We start from the raw sequence: 19,217 nt of genomic DNA on the forward strand, positions 1-19,217 counted from the left end.
CAAATGAACACCATCGCCGCCGCGCCGCCAGCGCAGCCGTTCTTCCTGGACAGCGGCGCGGCGGCGCGTTTCTGCCTGTACCACGCGCCTGCCGGCATATGCCGCGGCGCATGGCTCTATCTTCACCCGTTTGCCGAAGAAATGAACAAGTCGCGCCGGATGGCCGCGCTGCAGGCGCGCGCGCTCGCGCAGCACGGTCACGCGGTATTGCAGCTCGACCTGTATGGCTGCGGCGACAGTGCCGGCGATTTCGGCGATGCCCGCTGGGACATCTGGCGGGAAGATGCGGCACGCGGCCTGGCCTGGCTCGAACAGCAGGGCGGCTGTGCCGCCGGTTTGTGGGGGTTGCGCCTGGGCGCCCTGCTGGCGCTCGATGTTGCACAGGAAAGGGCGCAGTCACGCCCCCTGCCCGGCCTGCTGCTGTGGCAACCGGTGACGAACGGCAGCCAGTTCCTCACGCAGTTCCTGCGCTTGAAGGTGGCCAGCCAGATGCTGGCCGATGGCAGGGACGGCAAGGATGGCAGGGATGCCAACGGTGGCGGCACGGCCGCGCTGAAACGAAGCCTGGCGGCCGGTCAGTCGCTGGAAATCGCCGGCTACACGCTCGATCCCGCCCTTGCGCTGGCGATCGATACGCGCATGGCGGAAAAATTCACGCCGCCGGCTTGCCCGGTGCACTGGTTCGACATCGCGGCGGAAAGTGGCCGCCCGCTCTCGCCGGCCGCCGCGCGCGTCGCCAGTGTGCTGGGCGCGGGGGGCGCACATGTATCGACACACGTCGTCGCGGGCCCGCCATTCTGGGCCACGCAGGAAATCGAGGAGTGCCCCGCCCTGCTCGACGCCACCATCGAATCGCTGTCCGAGCCATGCCATGCCGCCTGACGAACAAGCGCTGACATTCCCCTGTGCCGGCGAGTGGCTGACGGCGATCCTGAGCCCTGCCGCGCAGTGCACCTCATCGCTTCGGACACGCGGCGTGCTGGTCGTCGTCGGTGGCCCGCAGTACCGTGCCGGCAGCCATCGCCAGTTCGCGCTGCTGGCCCGCGCGCTGGCGGCCCAGGGCATTCCTGCCATGCGTTTCGACTATCGCGGCATGGGCGACAGCAGCGGGCCAGCCCGCAATTTCGAAGACGTCGACGGCGACCTGCGTGCCGCCATCGACCGCTTCATGGCTGCCGTGCCCGGCATGCGGGAAGTGGTGATCTGGGGCTTGTGCGACGCAGCCAGCGCGGCACTGTTCTACGCGCAGCATGACCGCCGCGTTGCCGGCCTCGTGCTGCTCAACCCATGGGCGCGCACGCCAGATGGCCATGCACGCGCCACGCTGAAGCACTACTATGTGGAGCGCCTGTTGCAGCCGGCGCTGTGGAAGAAAATCGCCAGCGGCCAGTTCGAGTTCGGCAAGGCATTGCGCTCGTTTACCGGGTTGCTGCGGGCGTCGCGCCGCGGCGCGACCGCACTGCCGGAGGCCACCGCCGCTATTGCTCCGGAGGCTGCCGTCCGTGTCCCGCCGGATGCCGCCCCCCCGGTGCAGCCGGCATCCTTACCGGCCATGCCGGCCAGCCCGAACCTGCATGCCCGCATGCAGGCCGGCTGGCAAGGTTTCAAAGGCCCGATTTTATTGATCATCAGTGGCGCCGACCTGACGGCGCAGGAGTTCCTCGACATGGTGAAGGCATCGCGCCAGTGGCGAAAGCTGCTGGCCGCGCAACGCGTGCAGCGTCGCACATTGCCGGCGGCGGATCATACATTCTCGCGCCGCGAGTGGCGCGACCAGGTCGCCGCCTGGACTGCGGCGTGGGTGCGCGAGACAGCAATGGAGGCGCAGGCATGAACCGCGTCCTGATGATCGCCTATCACTACCCGCCGATGCGCGGCAGCAGCGGCATCCAGCGCACGCTGAAGTTCTCGCAATACCTGCCGCAGCACGGCTGGCAGCCGCTCGTGCTGTCCGCCAGCGCGCGTGCCTATGCCAACAGCGGCAACGACCAGCTGGCCGAGATTCCCCAGGAAGCGATCGTGCACCGTGCGTTTGCGCTCGACACGTCGCGCCACCTGTCCGTGCGCGGCCGCTACGTGGGCTGGATGGCGCTGCCGGACCGCTGGGTGAGCTGGTGCCTGGGCGCGATTCCCGCCGGGCTGCGCATGATCCGCAAATACAAGCCGCAGGTGATCTGGACCACCTATCCGATCGCCAGCGCGAAGCTGATCGGCCTCGCCCTGCACAAGCTGACGGGCCTGCCGTGGATCGCCGACTTGCGCGACCCGATGACGGACGTCGACTATCCCGCCGACCCGCTGACCCGCCGGTTCTATCGCTGGATCGAGGAAAAGACCGTGCGTAACTGCGCGCTTGCCGTGTGCACCACGCCGGGGGCGATCATTACCTACACAAAGCGGTTTCCCGACATTCCCGCCAGCCGCTTCGCATTGATCGAGAATGGCTACGACGAGGAAAACTTCGCCAATGCCGCCGCACTGCAGAAGCCGGCGGCACCGGCCACGGGCCGACCGTTCACGCTGATCCACAGCGGCATCATCTACCCTTCCGAGCGCGACCCGGTGCCGTTCTTCGAAGCGTTGGCCGACCTGAAGGAAAGCGGTATCGTGACTGCCGGGCGCCTGCGCATCGTGCTGCGCGCGACCGCGCACGATGATTACCTGGTTCCGCTGATCGAAAAATACGGTATCGGCGACATGGTCAGCCTCGCGCCCCACATCGCCTACCGCGATGCGCTGGCCGAGATGCTGGGCGCGGATGGCCTGCTCGTGCTGCAAGCCACCAATTGCAACCACCAGATCCCCGCCAAGCTGTACGAATACCTGCGTGCACGCCGGCCGGTACTCGCGTTGACCGATGCGATCGGCGATACGGCAGCGGCGCTGCGCCATGCCGGCATCGACACGATCGGTCCGCTGGACGAAAAGGCCGGCATCCGGGCAGCGCTGCTGCGCTTCCTCGAGCTGGCGGAGGCGGGCCGTGCGCCGCTCGCATCCGACGAGGCGGTGGCCGCCAATTCCCGGCGCGCCCGCACGGCGGAACTGGCCCGCCTGCTGGAGCAGGTGTCGGTCACCGTGCCCAACGTCCAGGTGAAAGGAACGAGTGAAGCATGCTGAAACCCATCCTGAAACGGCTCCTGCCGGCGCTCCTGCTGCTGGCAGCCGCGACTGCCGGCGCCAAGCCGTATTGTGGCGAACTGGCCAACGCGATCGGACCATTCGACTACCGTGAACCTCCGCCCGATGCGCTGTACCTGGTGGAGATGGCCCACTATACCGAGGAGGTCGCGGCGGGCGTGAAAGGCAACACCGGCTCGATCGGGGCCGACCTCGACTACACGTTGCGCGCGTTTCCCAACCATGTAAAGGCCCTGACATCGATGGCGACGGTGGCGACACGCACCAAGGTCAACCAGTTGCCCGGCGCCAGGTACGCGGTCGAATGCTATTTCGAGCGGGCGGTGCGTTTCCAGCCGGACGATGGCATGGCCTGGGGCGCTTATGGCAAGTACCTGTATGGCATGGGGCAGGCGGAACGCGCCATGCCGCTGCTGAAGAAAGCCTATGACATCGCGCCGGACAACCCTTCCGTCAATTACAACCTCGGCATCGCGTATTTCCGCGCCAAGCAGTATGACCTGGCCGTCAAGCACGCGAAGGTCGCCTACCAGCACGATTTCCCGTTCGACGGGCTGCGTAACATGCTCGTCGGCGCGCGCAAGTGGGATGGCAAGGTGGACCCCCTGCCGGCCAGGGATGGCGAAGCCGCCGGCAAGGAAGATGCCGCCGCGGAGGCTGTGCCTGAAACGGCGGCGCGCTGACCGGTGTCGCCGGGTGTCGCCCCTGTCGTCAGCCCTGTCCCGCGGCGGCGCGCCGTCCCGGCCTCGCGGATCGTGCTCCGTGGGCCGGCACGCACCATGGAATGATCCAGCCAACGCAGGCCAGCACCACCTGCGTGATGTCGCCATACCGTCCCGGCACCGACTGCTGCAGCCACTCCAGCAGGAATACCGCCAGCGCCAGTAGCACCGTCCCGATCACGGCCCCGGCGTCCTGCCGGTGAAACGGCAAGGCTTGCCGCAACAGGCAAGCCATCGCCATGGGCGGCCACAGGAACTCGAGGATGTTTTCAAGCCCCGAGAGATCGTTCATCTGCCCTTCGAACGGAATCCAGTTGAACGCGCCACGGAAGGCTGCCGCGTCGCCCGGCATCCGTTCGTAGATCGTGAAACCGGCCGCCAGCAGTGCGACGCCGGCCGTCATCAACAGGCGTGGCGGCAGCGTGCGCAACACCAGCAATGCCGGTAATGCCAGCGCTACCGCTGCGACGAGCTCCAGCGACAGCACGCGGCCCACTACCAGCAACTTCCAGCCGCAAACCGCCAGCGTCAGCAGCAGATAAAGCCGCAGCAGCGGTCGCCCCGGATTCAACAACGTGCACAGCAGGATGCCCAGCGCCACCTGATAGCACCAGAGCGTCGCCAGCCTGCCCCAGTCGAACCACCAGGGTTGCGTGATCGCGCGATACAGATAGCCGGCCTTGCTGCGCAACTGGGCGATGTCGAGCGATGGCACCAGCGGGCTGGTTTGCGACAGCATCCACAGGCCAACAACGATCAAGCCGGCACTGGCCAGCGGCCCGGGGCGGAACCAGGCGTCCCGCAGGCGCAGCAAGGCGGCCCCGGGCGTCGTGTGGCGGCTGACCAGACCCGCCATGAGACCGCCGATGACGGTGCCGCCGAAATTCATGACCACGTCGACCAGGGACGGCACGCGCGACGGCAGGTACTGCTGGGCGGTCTCGATCCCCAGGCTGAGCATGGTGCCGGCCGCGGCAGCCAGCAGCAATGCCGCGGCGAACGGCAGGCGCCGGCCGCACCAGGCCACCGCCAGCAAGCCGAACGGCATATACACCAGCACGTTCTGGACAATGTCGCCCTTGTCCAGGTAGGTCGGCAAGGTATGCAGGAACGTGAACGGCGGTGCCAGCGGCTCGCCCCAGGCGAACGGATACCAGCTGCCATAGATCAGCAGCACCGCATACAACAGCAGCAGGAAACCCATCGGCGGTCCGTCAGGCCTGGACCACCGTGGGCCGGATCGCGTGGCGGTCCATGAGGTCGTAAAGCGTGGGGCGGCTGACGCCAAGCAGTTCGGCAGCCTTGAGGATATTGCCGTCGACCCGCGCCAGCGCCTTGACGATTGCCTTGTATTCGGCCTCGTCGCGCACCTGCCGCAGGTTCAGCGGCTCGTCCTCGACAGGGCCAAGGCCCAGACCCAGGTCGTCGGCCGTGATCGCGGGGCCATCGGCCATGATGATGGCGCGCTTGATGCAGTTTTCCATCTCGCGCACGTTGCCGGGCCAGTCGTGCCGGGCGATCTGCGCCAGCGCATCGGAAGCGAAGTGCAATGCCGGCCGGCCTTCCTGCGTACAGAAGCGGTTCTTGAAATGCTGGGCCAGCAGCACCGAGTCGCCGTTGCGGTCGCGCAGCGGCGGGATCGTGAGCACGATCTCGGACAACCGGTAATACAGGTCTTCGCGGAACTTGCCGCTGGCGGCCAACGCCTTCAGGTTCTGGTGCGTGGCGCAGATGATCCGCACATCGACCGGGATTTCCTCGTGGCCGCCAACCCGCTCGATTACGCGCTCCTGCAGGAAGCGCAGCAGCTTGGCCTGCAGCGGCATCGGCAAATCGCCCACCTCGTCGAGGAAGAACGTGCCGCCGTTTGCCAGTTCCACCTTGCCCTTGGTCTGCTTGACGGCACCGGTAAAGGCGCCCTTCTCGTAGCCGAACAGCTCCGATTCGAGCAGCGTTTCGGGAATGGCCGCGCAATTGATCGCCATGAACCGCTCCTTGGCCCGTGGCGACAGCTGGTGCAGCGCGCGGGCCAGCACTTCCTTGCCGGTGCCGCTCTCGCCCAGCACCATCACGGTCGCGGAACTGGGTGCCACTTTCTCGATATTGCGGCAAACCTTCAGCATGCCGGGGTCGCGGCTGATCAAGCCGGACAGCGGCGAGTCGGCCTGGCCCTGCTGCAACCGGCGGTGCTCCTGCTGCAGCCCATGCAGCACGAACGCGCGCTGGATCACCAGGTTCAGCAAGTCCGGCTCGCAGGGTTTCTGGTGGAAATCGTAGGCGCCCATCGCGATCGCCTTTACCGCATGGCTGCGATCCTGGTTGCCGGTCAGGACGATCACCTTCGTCTCCGGCGCCAGTGCCAGCATCTGCGCCAGCGTGGCCAGGCCTTCCGTGGCGCCGTCGGGATCGGGCGGCAGGCCCAGGTCCATCGTCACCACGGCCGGCTCATGGCGGCGCAACTGGGCCAGTGCCGCTTCACGGTCGCCGGCCACCACCACGTCGTAGGCGTCCAGGCTCCAGCGCAGCTGCTTTTGCAGGCCGGGGTCGTCCTCGATGATCAACAGCTTCGGTTTGGTTTGCGTCACAACAGTCCTCGTGCCGGGTTCCCGGCTCAATCTTGGCTCCCAGCTATCGGCTTCCAGCTGGCGTGTTTCAGGCGGCGGCTTCAATGGCTTCCGCGCGGTACAGCGGCAAGGTCACCGTAAACGTGGTTCCTTGCCCCGGCTCGCTGCGCACATCGAGCTGCCCACCCAGTTCGTGTATGTATTCCCGGCTTTCAAAGGCGCCGATACCCATGCCGGCCGACTTGGTCGAATCGAACGGCTTGAACAGGCGTTCACGCACGAACTCGTCGTTCATGCCCTGCCCGGTGTCGCCGATTTCGATCGTGACCATGTCGGCCATGCCATCGACACGCACCCACACGCGGCCATCGCGCGGCGTTGCCTCGATCGCATTCTGGATCAGGTGTCCCAGCACGCGCTCCAGGCGCTCGGCGTCCGCCAGGACCGACAGGCCAGGCGGCCCCAGGTGCAGCGCCGGCTTGGGCTCGAATGCCGCCTTCAGCGCCACCGCGCCCGCCAGCACCTGGTCCACGGCCAGTGGCCGGGCATGTGCGGGCGTGGCGGTGCGGCTCAGCTTCTGCAACATCAGTTTCATCTTTTGCACGGAATAGCTTACCGTATCCTGCATATCGCGCTGGAATTCGGGATTGTTGCGGTGCTTTTCCGCATTGGCCGTCAGGAGCGACAGCTGTGCCACCAGGTTTTTCAGGTCGTGCACGACGAATGTCGACAGCCGGTTGAACGAATCGAACTGGCGCGCCAGCATCAGCGCATTGTCGGCCTCCTGCTGCGCCAGGTAGCTGGCAGCCTGCGTGCCGGCCACCTTCAACAGATCCAGCACTTCCCAGTTCAGTGCAACGGGGCTGCGTGGCCGCTGCAGCACGATGAAGCCGTGCAGCCGACCGTGCAGCATCAGCGGTACGACAAGCCACGCGCGGGGAAAGGCCTGCAGCCATGCCGGCAGCGACGGCTCTCCGGTGATGCGTTCACCGAGGTCCACCACCCACTGTTTCTGTTCGATGAATTGGCAGAACGGCGAATCGGCCGGCTCGACCACCGCGGCCGGCGCCGTTTGCCAGTGCGCGGCGGGTTCGCAGCGTGCATCGCGCCGTATCCATAGCGCGCCCCCGGGGCTTTCGACGAGCGCCGCCAGTGCCTGGATCGTGCGTTCACCCAGCCCGGGGCCCGGATGCGACAGCGTGCGCGTAAAACTCAGCCATTCGTCGCGGTAATCGTAGTTGTAGCGGTAAAAATGCTTGCTGATGAAAACCTTCAGCCAGGCACGGAAGCTGCCGGAGAAAAGGATCCCTATCAGCAGCATCGAGGCGCCGAACAGGAACACGAGCTGCATCAGCGAGCCCCAGCTGCCGCCGACGAAGCGCAGGTAATAAGCGGCCGAACTCATCGCCAACAGGTAGACCGCCGAGCCGACCAGCGCCGCTGAATGGAACAGCATCCGCCGCGAGACGGCCAGGTGGCCGGCCCAGGATGCACTGCGCAACAGCGACAGTGCCAGGAGCGGCACCGTCAGGGCATTGACAATACCGCGCGCGGCCCACAGGTCGCGGTTCAGCTCGCGGAACAGCAGCATGTCGCTGTACATGTAGAAGTCGTAGGCAAAGATGCCGCCCAGGCCCAGGCAGGCAAACTTGATGGCCCAACGGCTTTGGGCGCCGGCATTGCGGTACAGCTGCTCGACCAGCAGCATGCCCAGCACCGCAGTGCCAAGACGGCCGATCACCGTTACCTGGAACCGCAATCCCGTGGGTAACAGCGGCTCTGCCAGTGTCGCGGCCAGCAGCAACAGGTACAAGCCGGCGGCAAATGTCAGCATGCCACTGCGGCGGCGCGCCCCGCCGGCGGGGCGCAGCTGGCCCAGCATGGCGAACAGCACTGCCGTCCAGGCGGCGGTGCGCAGCAGTTCGGCCAGCTCCGCGGCCACTGTCGGCACCACGTCGTAAGCCAGGCCCACCATCGCCGCACACCAGAGTACCGTTGCGGCGCATGCGACAGCAAACAGGTGTGTATGCGGCCGGCCACGCCACCGGGTCATCAATGGCAGGCACAAGAGCGCAAACGCCAGCGCGGCGCTGGCGTAGCTGAAAGTAGCGGTCGTGCCCATAGGATCTCGCGTGGCCGTGCAGCCCAGGCCGCTCAGCGGCCTCCCCGGAACATGACGACCTTGAAGGTATCGATCAGTACCAGCACGTCGAGCAACAAGCTGTTGTTTTTCACGTAATACAAGTCGTATTGCAATTTCTGCACAGCATCCTCGACCGAGTCGCCGTAGCCGTAGCGCACCTGTGCCCAGCCGGTAATGCCCGGCTTGATGCTGTGCCGCACATTGTAGTACGGGACACGCTCGGTCAGCTGCTCGACGAAATAGGGCCGTTCCGGGCGCGGGCCGACGAAACTCATCTCGCCCTTCAGCACATTCAGGATCTGCGGCAGCTCGTCGATCCGCAGCTTGCGGATGATGTTGCCCACGCGGGTGATGCGGGGATCGTTCTTGGCTGCCCACTGCGGCTTGCCGCCCTGCTCGGCGTTCGTGAACATGCTGCGGAACTTCAGCACGCGAAACACGTGGCCATCCTTGCCCACGCGCTCCTGCGAGTAAAAGACCGGAGCCCGGTCCTCGATATAGATCGCGAGAGCCGTCAACACCATCACCGGCAACGATACCGCCAGCAACAGCAGGCTGGCGGCAACGTCGAAGCTGCGCTTCATGAACGTACGCACCCAGCCCTGGTCGAAACCGCCGCCGAACACCAGCCAGCTCGGCTGCACGGAATCGACGCGGATCTGGCATGTTTCACGCTCGAAGAACGTCGTCGAATCGGTAACGCTGATGCCATACAGCTTGCAGTCGAGCAGTTCCTTGATCGGGAACGTGCCGCCGCGCCGGTTTTGCACGGACACGACGATTTCGCTGATCCGGTACTGCTGCGCCAGCTGCACCAGCGATTTACCGGACTCCAGCGCCAGCACGCGGTCGCGCGGTACGGAAATGTCCTCGCCGGGCACGGGCACGTAACCTGCAACGTGATACTTGTGATAGCTGCCGCTGCGCGTGACCAGTTCGCCGCACTCCTTGGCCAGCTGGCCGCAGCCGACGAAAATGATGCGCGATTCGAGGATCGACAGTTCCGAGCTCTTCAGGAACACGATCCTGGCCAGCACGATGCCGGTGCCGGAAATGCAGAACACGAGGATCAGGATGCCGCGGCCGAAATACAGGTCGGGTGCCAGGTAGAACACCAGCGTGAGGATGCAGAAACCCATCGCGAACGACGGCATGAGCTGCAGGAAGAACGGGTTGCGCAAGCCTTCGCTCACCTTGACCTGGTACATGCCCAGCGCGCTCATCGAAAACACGATCGCCGCCGCGAACACGCACGCGGACATGAAGAAATGGTCGAGCTTCGGCAATACGAATTCTTCACCATCGAAGATCCGCAATCCCGCGCCGGCATAGAAGGAGCCGATGAGTATCAGCACTTCGAGAAACAGCAGGCTGAACACTACCTTGGACACGTAGTGGTTGGAGATTCTTAACATTTTTACCCCCCAGGGCGTACACCTAGTTCTTATTCCCGCGCCGTCGTCCGCGGCTTGTGGAACCACTTTTCAGCTGGCGATCGCCAGGTGTTGCACGTACCAATCCATTGCTTCTCTGAGCCCGGCGGCGATGTCATGCGTCGGCGCATAGCCCAGTGATTCACGCGCCCGGGTAATATCGGCCTGCGAATGGCGCACGTCGCCGGCCCTGTAGTCCTTGTACTGCGGTTGCGCGTTTCTCAGGTGCGGGAATTGCTCCTGCAGCAGTTCGCGCATCATGTGGTACAGCTGGTTGAGGCTCGTGCGCTCGTTCAGCGCCACGTTGTAGACCGTGTTGACCGCACCCGGCGCGGTTGCCAGCGCAGCCAGCAGGTTGGCCTGCACCACGTTGTCGATGAAGCAGAAATCGCGGCTGGTTTCGCCGTCGCCGTTGATGAACACCGGACGGTCGCCGATCATCGCCGCCACCCACTGGGGTATCACGGCGGCATACGCGCCTTGCGGATCCTGGCGTGGGCCAAAGACGTTGAAGTAGCGCAGTCCGATCGTCTCGATGCCGTAGCAACGGGCAAACACGTCGGCATACAGCTCGTTGACATACTTGGTCACGGCATACGGCGACAGCGGCTTGCCGATCCGGTCTTCCACCTTCGGCAGGCCGGGATGGTCGCCATAAGTCGAGCTGGAGGCGGCATACACGAATCGCTTCACCTTCGCGTCGCGCGCCGCAACCAGCATGTTGACGAACCCGGTCACGTTCACGTCATGGGTGCGCTGCGGATTTTCCAGCGACCGGGTAACGGACCCCAGGGCCGCTTCGTGCAGCACGAAGTCGGCGCCCTCGGTGGCGCGGGCGCACGTGCCGGCATCGCGAATGTCGCCTTCGATGAAATCAAAGCCAGCCCAGGCACGCGTGCCGACGGCCTCGCGAACGAGGTCGAGGTTGTGCTGGTGGCCTGTGGAGAAATCGTCCAGCCCCGTCACGCGCTGCCCGAGTTTCAGCAGCGCTTCCACGAGATTGGAACCGATGAAGCCGGCGGCACCCGTCACGACCCAGCGGTATTGCCGGCCGCCCAGGTGTTCCACTACGTCGTCGAACTTGCTCACAGCTGGCATGCCTCCGAATGGTCCAGCGCTTACAGGCGCCAGACGGCGTAACCGGCTTCGCGCAGGCCGGACAAGGGGAATTGCGATTTCACGTCGATGAAGCAGCCGCCATCGTTCAGCTTCGATGCCAAGTCGGCCAGCGACAGCGCCAGCAGTTCCTTGTGCGATACCGCGGCCACGACCGCATCAGCACGCGGCAGCGCCTCCCAGCTTTCCAGTTCGATGCCGTATTCGTGCATTGCTTCGTCTGCTTCCGCGACCGGGTCGTACACGTGCACATCCAGTCCATAGGAACGCAGTTCGGCGATCACGTCGGCGACCTTCGAGTTACGCAGGTCGGGGCAGTTTTCCTTGAAGGTCAGGCCAAACACGTTGACCTTGGCACCCTTCACGTGGCGGCCCGTGGCAATGATTTGCTTGACCGTTTTCTCGGCCACGAACTTTGCCATGCCGTCGTTGATGCGGCGGCCGGCCAGAATCACCTGGGGGTGATAGCCGACCATCTCGGCCTTGTGGGTCAGGTAATAGGGATCGACGCCGATGCAGTGCCCACCGACCAGACCAGGACGGAACGGCAGGAAATTCCATTTGGTGCCCGCCGCCTGCAACACTTCGATCGTGTCGATGCCGATCTTGTCGAAGATGATCGCCAGCTCGTTCATCAGGGCGATGTTCAGGTCGCGCTGGGTGTTTTCGATGACTTTCGCGGCCTCGGCCACCTTCACGCTCGAGGCGCGATACACGCCGGCGGTGATGATCGATTCATACAGCTGCGCGACCGCTTCCAGCGTTGGCGCATCGTCGCCGGAAACCACTTTCAGGATGGTGGTCAGCGTGTGCTGCTTGTCGCCGGGGTTGATGCGCTCCGGCGAAAAGCCGATATGGAAATCCTGCTTCCATTTGAGGCCGGAGTGCTTTTCCAGGATGGGGATGCAGACTTCTTCGGTAGCGCCAGGATAGACGGTGGATTCGTAAACAACGATCGCGCCACGCTTCATGTGCTTGCCGACGCTGGTCGATGCGCCGATGAGCGGCCCGAAATCCGGGTTGTGCGCCATGTCGACCGGTGTCGGCACGGCGATGACGATATAGTCGGCCTGCGCCAGCGCCGCCGGATCGGTCGTGACCGTCAATTGACGGGCTGCCTTCAGCTCGTCCGTCGAGACTTCACCGGTGGGATCGACGAAACGTTTGTAATTCCCGACCTTCGCCTCCGACAGGTCGAAACCGATAGTCGCCCGCTTTTTGCCGAACTCCACTGCCAAGGGCAAACCCACATAGCCCAGTCCCACTACTGCAACGATTTGATCGTTTTCCATATCGGGTTCCGTTCGAGAATTACGATTGTCTTTATGCCAACTGTATATCAAAATTTTAATCAATGCAATATTGATAACAAGAATCTTCTGTTGGCAAGCGCTTGAACCCAGCGGTTGGCCATCGAGATGCAGCCGTAATTGTCTACCAGAAATTGCAGAAATGATACGACTAAATTTTACACCGGTAACTCGACCATTTCACAGCGCTAACGCAAGGTCCTGCTTGAAAACCGGCTCGTAACGTCACAAAGCGATGCCGCAAAGCATAACCTTATTGACAACTAAGAATGTAGGGAAATTGTCGAAGTGACAGGAAATCGCTTAAACCGTTGCGCTGACGCATCGCCTTAGAGCAAAACCGGGAGAAAGCCACTGGAAAACGTGTCAAGTCCAGTTACAAGAAGACGGGAAAGACAACGCTGCATGAAAACTGGAGAAATCCAGAACGTGCGGAAAGCTCGGAGCTCTCAATATGAATTGGTGTTGCTGGTGTTGTTGGTGCCGTTATTGCTATTGGTGCTGTTCGGTACTGTGTTGTACCTAAGGAATTTCGGAAGGGATGGTGCGGCTGGCTGGGATCGAACCAGCGACCCTTGGCTTCGGAGGCCAATACTCTATCCACTGAGCTACAGCCGCACGGAGAACCGAAGGATACCGGCTTTCCTGCCGCGCGTCTATCCGAAAGCACAAGTATTTTGCTTGTTGGGACGATGGCATCGACAGGCCGGCAAGCAATGCGGCGCCATTTCCCGCACGGCCGAGTTGTTTCCCGCGCCATAATTTTGGGACTATAATCAGCCGGTTTCTCGGCGAGAAGTCTGCCATACCCAAGTACCCCGATGTTTACAACATTCACGCGCTGGTCGACCAGCCACTTGTACTAAGGAAATCATGAGCGACGCACACCACGAGCACCAATCCGTCATCCGGACTCCCAAGCAACTCGCAGCAGCAGTCATCGCTTTCTTTCTCGTCACCATCATTGGCATCATCCTGCTGGTGCAATTCGTCACCCAGCAAAAACTGACCGGCGCCGGTTCGAATGCCATGTCGCCGGAAGCCATTGCCGCCCGCCTGAAACCCGTTGCCGACGAAGGCTTCACGTTCAAGGACGCGAACGCGCCCAAGGTGCTGCAGACCGCCGAAGCGGTGTACACCTCGACCTGCCAGGCCTGCCACGGCGCGGGCATTGCCGGCGCGCCGAAAACGGGCGACAGCGGCCAGTGGGCCGCCCGCATCGCCCAGGGTTACGACACGGTCGTCAAGCATGCGGTCGAAGGCTTGCGCGCCATGCCGGCCAAGGGCGGCAATCCGGACCTGGACGACGTGGAAGTTGCCCGCGCCGTCGTCTACATGGCCAACCAGTCCGGCGCCAAGTTCAAGGAGCCGGAAGCGCCCGCCCCCGCCGCGCCGGCCGCCGCTGGCGATGCCGCGGCACCCGCTGCTGCCGAAGCCGCGCAGCCACCGAAAGGCTGACGACGCCGGCCATGCCTGCGGAACCCGTAAAAACCGCCTGCGAGGCGGTTTTTTGTTGCCCGCGCAGCCGACGATCCAGCCGAAAACTCAGGCAAAAACTCAGGCAAAAACTCAGGCGAAAAAAAGGCCGCCCCAAGGGCGGCCTCTGCTGGTTCACGTCACCGCTTACCAGATGATCACGCGCTCCTTCGGCGCCAGGAACATCTTGTCGCCGGCCTTCAACTTGAAGGCTTCGTAGAAGCCCGGCTGGTTGCGCATCGTGCCGTTGGCACGGAACTGGCCAGGGGCATGCGGATCGGTCTTGATCTGCACGATCTGCGCCGGCTCGCGCATCTTCATGCGCCACACCTGCGCCCAGCCCATGTAGAAGCGCTGGTCGCCCGTCAGGCCGTCGATCACCGGCGCCTTCTTGCCCTTCAGCGACAGCTTGTAAGCCTTGTACGCCACGGCCAGGCCGGAGTTGTCGCCGATGTTCTCGCCGAGGGTCAGCTCGCCGTTCACCTGGTAGCCGGGCAGCGGGCTGTAGGCACCGTACTGCGCCACCAGCTGGCTGGTCTTGGCCTTGAAGTTCTTGTGATCGGCCGGGCTCCACCAGTCGCGCAGGTTGCCGTCGCCGTCGTACTGGGCACCCTGGTCGTCGAAGCCGTGGCTGATCTCGTGGCCGATCACGCCGCCGATCGCGCCATAGTTCACGGCGTCATCCGCTTTCGGATCGAAGAACGGCGGCTGCAGGATCGAGGCCGGGAACACGATCTCGTTCATTTCCGGGTTGTAGTAGGCGTTCACCGTCTGCGGCGTCATCAGCCACTCGTCGCGGTCGATCGGCTTGCCCAGCTTGTTCAACTCCTTGTTGTAGTTGAACTCGTTCCCGCGCTGCACGTTGCCCAGCAGGTCGTCACGCTTGACGGTCAGCGCCGAGTAATCGCGCCACTTGTTCGGGTAGCCGATCTTGGTCGTGAACTTGGCCAGCTTCGTTTGTGCTTCCTTCTTCGTTGCCGGCGTCATCCAGTCCAGCGTGTTGATGCTCTGCCTGAACGCAGTCAGCAGGTTCTTCACCAGCACTTCCATGCGCGCCTTGTACTCGGCCGGGAAATGCTGCTGCACGTACACCTTGCCGATCGCCTCGCCCAGCGCCGCTTCCGTGGAGCTGACGGCACGTTTCCAGCGCGGCCGGTTCTCGGTGGCACCGGACAGCGTGGTGCCATAGAACGCGAAGTTCTCGTCGACGAACGCCTTCGACAGGTAGGGCGCCGCATCGTGGATCAGCTGCCACTGCGCATAGGCCTTCAGCGTTGCCAGCGGTGTCTCGGCCAGCACCTTGTCCAGTGCCTGGAAATAGGTCGGCTGGCTGACGATCACATACGTTGCCTTGCCCTGCACGCCGGTGGCGGCCAGGTAGGCATTCCAGTCGAAGCCGGGCATCAGTTCGCCGACCTTGGCGATCTCGTACTTGTTGTACGCCTTCACCGGGTCGCGCAGTTCGACCTTGCTCCACTGGATCTTGGCAATGTCGGTCTCGAACGCCACGATGGCCTTTGCATTGGCGGCGGCATTGGCATCGCCGGCCAGCGTCAGCATCTTCGCCACGTGGAGCTCATACTTGGCCAGCGCTTCGGCCAGCTTCGCGTCATCCTTCTTCAGGTAGTAGTCGCGGTCGGGCAGGCCCAGGCCATCCTGGAAGAAGTCGGCCACGTATTTCGTGGAATCCTTGTTGTCCTGGTGGATGGTGATGTTGATCGGCGCCGTCACGCCATGGCGGTTGAACTCGGCGAACAGCTGCGGCAAGGCCTTCTTGTCGCCGATGGCGGCGATCTTCGCCAGGTGGTCCTTGATGGGCGCAACGCCCAGTTGCTCGACGCGCGCTTCATCCATGAAGCTGGCGTAGAAATCGCCGATGCGCTGCTGGTCCGCATCCTTCGCGCTGGCGGCCGCGTCCTCGATGATCTTGCGCAGCTGCGGCTGGGTATCCTCGTGCAGCTTGTGGAAGGCGCCCCAGCTCGATTTGTCGGCCGGGATCTCGGTGGTGGCCAGCCATTTGCCGTTGGTGTGAACGAAGAAGTCGTCCTGGGCGCGCACGGATGGGTCGATATATTCGATCGCGATGCCCGATGCGGCAGTCTTGGTAGCAGCCTTGTCGGCCGCGCCGGCAACGCCGCACACGCCGGCCAGCAGGCCGAGCGTCAATGCACTTAACAGGTGTCGTTTCAAGGTATTTCCCTCTTGTTTATGACGATGGGTTTACCGGTCGGATGCCGGTCGATCGACAATACCATACCGGTTCGCCGCGAATGCAAAAAGGCCACGGGCTGTGGTCTTTTTGCCAGCAGATCGCAGCTTGCTTATTGGCCCTTGCTTACCAGATGATCACGCGCTCTTCCGGCTTCAGGTACAGCTTGTCGCCTTCCTTCACGCCGAACGCTTCATAGAAGCCGGGCTGGTTGACCACGGTGCCGTTGGCACGGAAGCGGCCCGGAGAATGCGGGTCGGTCTTCACCTGCACGATCTGCTGCGCCTCGCGCATCTTCGCGCGCCACACCTGGCCAAAGCCCATGTAGAAGCGCTGCTCGCCCGTCAGCTTGTCGATCACCGGCGCCGGTTGGCCGTTCAACGACAGCTTGTAGGCCTTGTACGCGATCGCCAGGCCGGAATTGTCGGCGATGTTCTCGCCCAGGGTGAGCTTGCCGTTCACGTTGTAGCCGGGCAGCGGGCTGTAGCCATCGTACTGCGCCACCAGCCGGTCCGCCTTGGCCTTGAAGTTCGCGCGGTCCGCATCGGTCCACCAGTTGCGCAGGTTGCCGTCGCCGTCGGACTGGCTGCCCGAATCGTCGAAGCCGTGGCTGATCTCGTGGCCGATCACGGCACCGATCGCACCATAGTTCACGGCATCGTCCGCCTTCGCATCGAAGAACGGCGGCTGCAGGATCGCCGCCGGGAACACGATTTCGTTGGTGGTCGAGCGGTAGTAGGCGTTCACCGTTTGCGGCGTCATGCCCCACTCGGTGCGGTCGATCGGCTGGCCCAGCTTGGCGACGTTGCGGTCGTAATCGAATTCGGCGGCGCGGCGCAGGTTGCCTGCCAGGTCGCCCTTCACCGTCTTGAACTTCGCATAATCGCGCCACTTGTCCGGGTAGCCGATCTTCGGCGTGAACTTGGCCAGCTTGGCCTGCGCTTCCTTCTTCGTCGCGGGGCTCATCCAGTCCAGCGTGTCGATGCTCTGCTTGTAGGCGACCAGCAGGTTGTCGACAAGCTTCTCCATGCGCTCCTTGCGCTCGGGCGGGAAGTGCTGCGCAACGTACAGCTTGCCCAGTCCCTCGCCGATCGCGCCTTCCACGACGCCCACGCCACGCTTCCAGCGCGGCGGCTGCTCCGTCACGCCCGTCAGCACGGTACCGTAGAACGCGAAGTGCGCATCGGCGAACGGCTTCGACAGGTAGGGCGACGCATCGCGCAGCAGCTGCCACGCGAAGTATGCCTTCCATGTGGCCAGGCCGGTATCGTCCAGCGTCTTCGCGAAACCCTGCAGGTAAGAGGGCTGCATCACGATGACATAATCGGTTTTGCCAGCGATACCGCCCGCGGCCAGCGTGCCCTGCCAGTCATATCCCGGCGCCAGCGCCGCCAGCTGGCCGATCGCCACCTTGTTGTAACGCTTCACGGGATCGCGGTTTTCCACCTTGGTCCATTGCGCCTGCGCCAGCGCGGTTTCCAGCGCCACGATGTTCCTTGCCTGTGCCGTGGCATCCTTGCGGCCGGCCAGCGTGAGCACTTTCGCGATGTGCAGCTCGTATTTCGCCAGCGCGTCGGCCAGTTTGGCGTCGTCCTTCTTCAGGTAATAGTCGCGGTCAGGCAAGCCCAGGCCGCTCTGGGCCACGTAGGCGGCATAGCGCGACGATTCGCGCGCATCCTGCGATACGCGAACCGCATACGGCGTGACCACGCCCAGTCGGTTCAGGTGCGCCACGAGCGCGGGGATTTGCGCCTTGTCCTTGATCGCGTCGATGCGCGCCAGCTCCGCTTTCACGGGCTGGATGCCCAGCGCATCGAGCTTTTTTTCATCCATGTAGCTGGCATACAGGTCGGCGATCTTCTGTTCGTCGCCCTGCAGCCGCTTCTTCTGCGCCAGTTCCTCGATGATGCCGCGCAGCTGCGGCAGCGTGTCGTCGCGCAGCTTCATGAACGAACCCCAGCTGGCCTTGTCGGCCGGGATCTCGGCCGTCTTCAGCCAGCCGCCATTCAGGTGTTCGAAGAAGTCGTCCTGCGGGCGCACGTCGTGGTCGATGTACTGCGTGTCGATGCCCGATGAGGGCGCGGCCGTGTCGGCAGCGATGGCGCCACCGGCGCAAAGGGAGAAAATCAGGAGGGAGAGGAGATGTCGTTTCACGTGGCCGCTTTCAGGAAAGGGAGCGGTCCTTCGTGGGGACCGACCCGGATTGACTCTTGGCTGTGGGCGCGCAGGCGCCCGTCCAGAGTATTAGCGTACACGAGGATGCGGTCACCCTTCAACCACTGATCAGCGGCCGATGCCGACAGCGCCCCCCATATTGCCCATGCCGCTCCCTATGCCGCCGCCGGCTCCGCCCCCCGGCCCGCCACGATGCCCGCCGCCACCTTCGCCGCGTGGTGTGCCGCCGCCGCCACTGCCCGGCCCTTCCGGCTTGCGCTGCAGCTGCTCGGCGAGAAACACTGCCACCGCACGGCGCTGCGTCTCATCGAGCGCGTCGTTCACCGTCAGCCACCATTCGCGCAGCTGCTTTTCCTCCGCCAGCGCCGTGGCGCCTTCCGCCTCGAGCGCACCGGCCAGGTCGCGCAGTTCGACGTCCTTGCTCTGCAGCGCCGGCAGCGACGCCGCCTGCATCCTTTCCGTGCGCGACTGGCGCTCGCGCAGCAGCGTGCGCGTCCTGCCCTCGGTCTGCTGCCACAAGGTCTGCTGGTTGGCATTCAGTTTCAGCGAGTCCTTCAGCGCGGGTGCCATCATCAGCAAATCCTGCGCCCGCAGCTCCATCACCGGCAGCGCGCATGCCGGACCGGCCAGCAGCCACGCGGCCGCCAGCGCGGCCGCGCCCTTCTTCAACGTGTCCATGAATACTCCATGCAAAAAAAAGCCTGCGCTTGGGGCGCAGGCCAAAACCACTTCAGGGTAGAGAGAAATACGGGCCAAGTGTAGGACGCGGCGACAGGTCATTCCGGCATTCTTACATTTGGTAACGCTCATTAACGCGGTCGTACAAATCCTCAACAACATGCAATGGTGACGAACAGATCATGGCTTCGAGTAAATCCTGGCAAAGCGTCCGCCGCACCGTGCAACAGCCACTACCTTCGCGGAAAATCAG

Annotated in this window: 14 protein-coding genes and 1 tRNA gene; 5 read left to right on the forward strand and 10 right to left on the reverse strand. The window is 63.8% G+C overall.

Annotated features, from left to right (window positions below):
- Positions 1-3 precede the first annotated feature (3 nt).
- Genes ACY65G_RS23350 through ACY65G_RS23365 form a run of 4 tightly spaced genes read left to right on the forward strand, consistent with a single transcriptional unit; the run spans position 4 to position 3,821 of the window.
- Positions 4-882, forward strand: a complete 879-nt coding sequence (locus tag ACY65G_RS23350; protein WP_464999682.1) for a hydrolase 2, exosortase A system-associated — start codon at positions 4-6, stop codon at positions 880-882.
- On the forward strand, positions 872-1,834 hold the full coding sequence (locus ACY65G_RS23355) for a hydrolase 1, exosortase A system-associated (RefSeq protein ID WP_464999683.1): 963 nt from the start codon (positions 872-874) through the stop codon (positions 1,832-1,834). Before ACY65G_RS23350 ends, ACY65G_RS23355 begins: the two co-directional genes overlap by 11 nt.
- Positions 1,831-3,117 (forward strand): glycosyltransferase, encoded by a 1,287-nt coding sequence (locus tag ACY65G_RS23360; protein ID WP_464999684.1) that lies wholly within the window; start codon positions 1,831-1,833, stop codon positions 3,115-3,117. Before ACY65G_RS23355 ends, ACY65G_RS23360 begins: the two co-directional genes overlap by 4 nt.
- Entirely contained in the window at positions 3,111-3,821 is a 711-nt protein-coding gene (locus tag ACY65G_RS23365) for a tetratricopeptide repeat protein (protein WP_464999685.1), read from the forward strand. Before ACY65G_RS23360 ends, ACY65G_RS23365 begins: the two co-directional genes overlap by 7 nt.
- A gap of 28 nt (positions 3,822-3,849) precedes the next feature.
- On the opposite strand, the gene ACY65G_RS23370 is transcribed toward ACY65G_RS23365, so the two are convergent.
- The 7 genes from ACY65G_RS23370 to ACY65G_RS23400 all read right to left on the reverse strand — a co-directional run bounded on the left by ACY65G_RS23370 (position 3,850) and on the right by ACY65G_RS23400 (position 13,044).
- Complete coding sequence (locus tag ACY65G_RS23370; protein WP_464999686.1) at positions 3,850-5,064, reverse strand: VanZ family protein; 1,215 nt, start codon at positions 5,062-5,064, stop codon at positions 3,850-3,852.
- A gap of 10 nt (positions 5,065-5,074) precedes the next feature.
- Positions 5,075-6,445: a PEP-CTERM-box response regulator transcription factor gene (gene prsR / locus ACY65G_RS23375; protein WP_464999687.1), complete on the reverse strand. Its 1,371-nt coding sequence runs from the start codon at positions 6,443-6,445 to the stop codon at positions 5,075-5,077.
- A gap of 67 nt (positions 6,446-6,512) precedes the next feature.
- On the reverse strand, positions 6,513-8,546 hold the full coding sequence (gene prsK, locus ACY65G_RS23380; protein WP_464999688.1) for an XrtA/PEP-CTERM system histidine kinase PrsK: 2,034 nt from the start codon (positions 8,544-8,546) through the stop codon (positions 6,513-6,515).
- Positions 8,547-8,578: 32 nt separating this feature from the next.
- A complete protein-coding gene (locus ACY65G_RS23385; RefSeq protein WP_464999689.1) occupies positions 8,579-9,982 on the reverse strand; it encodes a TIGR03013 family XrtA/PEP-CTERM system glycosyltransferase in 1,404 nt (467 codons plus the stop codon).
- 69 nt (positions 9,983-10,051) lie between these two features.
- On the reverse strand, positions 10,052-11,098 hold the full coding sequence (locus ACY65G_RS23390; RefSeq protein ID WP_464999690.1) for an SDR family oxidoreductase: 1,047 nt from the start codon (positions 11,096-11,098) through the stop codon (positions 10,052-10,054).
- A 20-nt stretch (positions 11,099-11,118) separates the two neighbouring features.
- Positions 11,119-12,408: a nucleotide sugar dehydrogenase gene (locus tag ACY65G_RS23395; RefSeq protein WP_464999691.1), complete on the reverse strand. Its 1,290-nt coding sequence runs from the start codon at positions 12,406-12,408 to the stop codon at positions 11,119-11,121.
- Positions 12,409-12,968: 560 nt separating this feature from the next.
- Positions 12,969-13,044: transfer RNA gene (locus ACY65G_RS23400), tRNA-Arg, on the reverse strand.
- Between the two features lie 255 nt (positions 13,045-13,299).
- Between ACY65G_RS23400 and ACY65G_RS23405 the strand changes: the two genes are divergently transcribed.
- Complete coding sequence (locus ACY65G_RS23405) at positions 13,300-13,884, forward strand: c-type cytochrome (protein WP_464999692.1); 585 nt, start codon at positions 13,300-13,302, stop codon at positions 13,882-13,884.
- A 165-nt stretch (positions 13,885-14,049) separates the two neighbouring features.
- Here the strand turns inward: ACY65G_RS23405 and ACY65G_RS23410 are convergent, their stop codons facing one another.
- The 3 genes from ACY65G_RS23410 to ACY65G_RS23420 form a co-directional block, all read right to left on the reverse strand.
- Positions 14,050-16,092 carry a M13 family metallopeptidase gene (locus ACY65G_RS23410; protein ID WP_464999693.1) on the reverse strand — a complete coding sequence of 681 codons (2,043 nt, stop codon included), beginning with the start codon at positions 16,090-16,092 and terminating at the stop codon, positions 14,050-14,052.
- A 145-nt stretch (positions 16,093-16,237) separates the two neighbouring features.
- Positions 16,238-18,265: a M13 family metallopeptidase gene (locus tag ACY65G_RS23415; RefSeq protein ID WP_464999694.1), complete on the reverse strand. Its 2,028-nt coding sequence runs from the start codon at positions 18,263-18,265 to the stop codon at positions 16,238-16,240.
- 129 nt (positions 18,266-18,394) lie between these two features.
- Complete coding sequence (locus tag ACY65G_RS23420; protein WP_464999695.1) at positions 18,395-18,964, reverse strand: hypothetical protein; 570 nt, start codon at positions 18,962-18,964, stop codon at positions 18,395-18,397.
- Between the last annotated feature and the right edge of the window lie 253 nt (positions 18,965-19,217).

This window comes from Pseudoduganella sp. jia 12 (assembly GCF_055502675.1).

Bases quoted from the DNA above. Each gene is read 5' to 3' on its own strand.
- ACY65G_RS23420 (WP_464999695.1), bottom strand. From the start codon at position 18,964: ATGGACACGTTGAAGAAGGGCGCGGCCGCGCTGGCGGCCGCGTGGCTG.
- ACY65G_RS23385 (WP_464999689.1), bottom strand. From the start codon at position 9,982: ATGTTAAGAATCTCCAACCACTACGTGTCCAAGGTAGTGTTCAGCCTG.
- ACY65G_RS23405 (WP_464999692.1), top strand. From the start codon at position 13,300: ATGAGCGACGCACACCACGAGCACCAATCCGTCATCCGGACTCCCAAG.
- ACY65G_RS23395 (WP_464999691.1), bottom strand. From the start codon at position 12,408: ATGGAAAACGATCAAATCGTTGCAGTAGTGGGACTGGGCTATGTGGGT.
- ACY65G_RS23360 (WP_464999684.1), top strand. From the start codon at position 1,831: ATGAACCGCGTCCTGATGATCGCCTATCACTACCCGCCGATGCGCGGC.
- ACY65G_RS23365 (WP_464999685.1), top strand. From the start codon at position 3,111: ATGCTGAAACCCATCCTGAAACGGCTCCTGCCGGCGCTCCTGCTGCTG.
- ACY65G_RS23350 (WP_464999682.1), top strand. From the start codon at position 4: ATGAACACCATCGCCGCCGCGCCGCCAGCGCAGCCGTTCTTCCTGGAC.
- prsK (WP_464999688.1), bottom strand. From the start codon at position 8,546: ATGGGCACGACCGCTACTTTCAGCTACGCCAGCGCCGCGCTGGCGTTT.
- ACY65G_RS23370 (WP_464999686.1), bottom strand. From the start codon at position 5,064: ATGGGTTTCCTGCTGCTGTTGTATGCGGTGCTGCTGATCTATGGCAGC.
- ACY65G_RS23390 (WP_464999690.1), bottom strand. From the start codon at position 11,098: ATGCCAGCTGTGAGCAAGTTCGACGACGTAGTGGAACACCTGGGCGGC.
- ACY65G_RS23355 (WP_464999683.1), top strand. From the start codon at position 872: ATGCCGCCTGACGAACAAGCGCTGACATTCCCCTGTGCCGGCGAGTGG.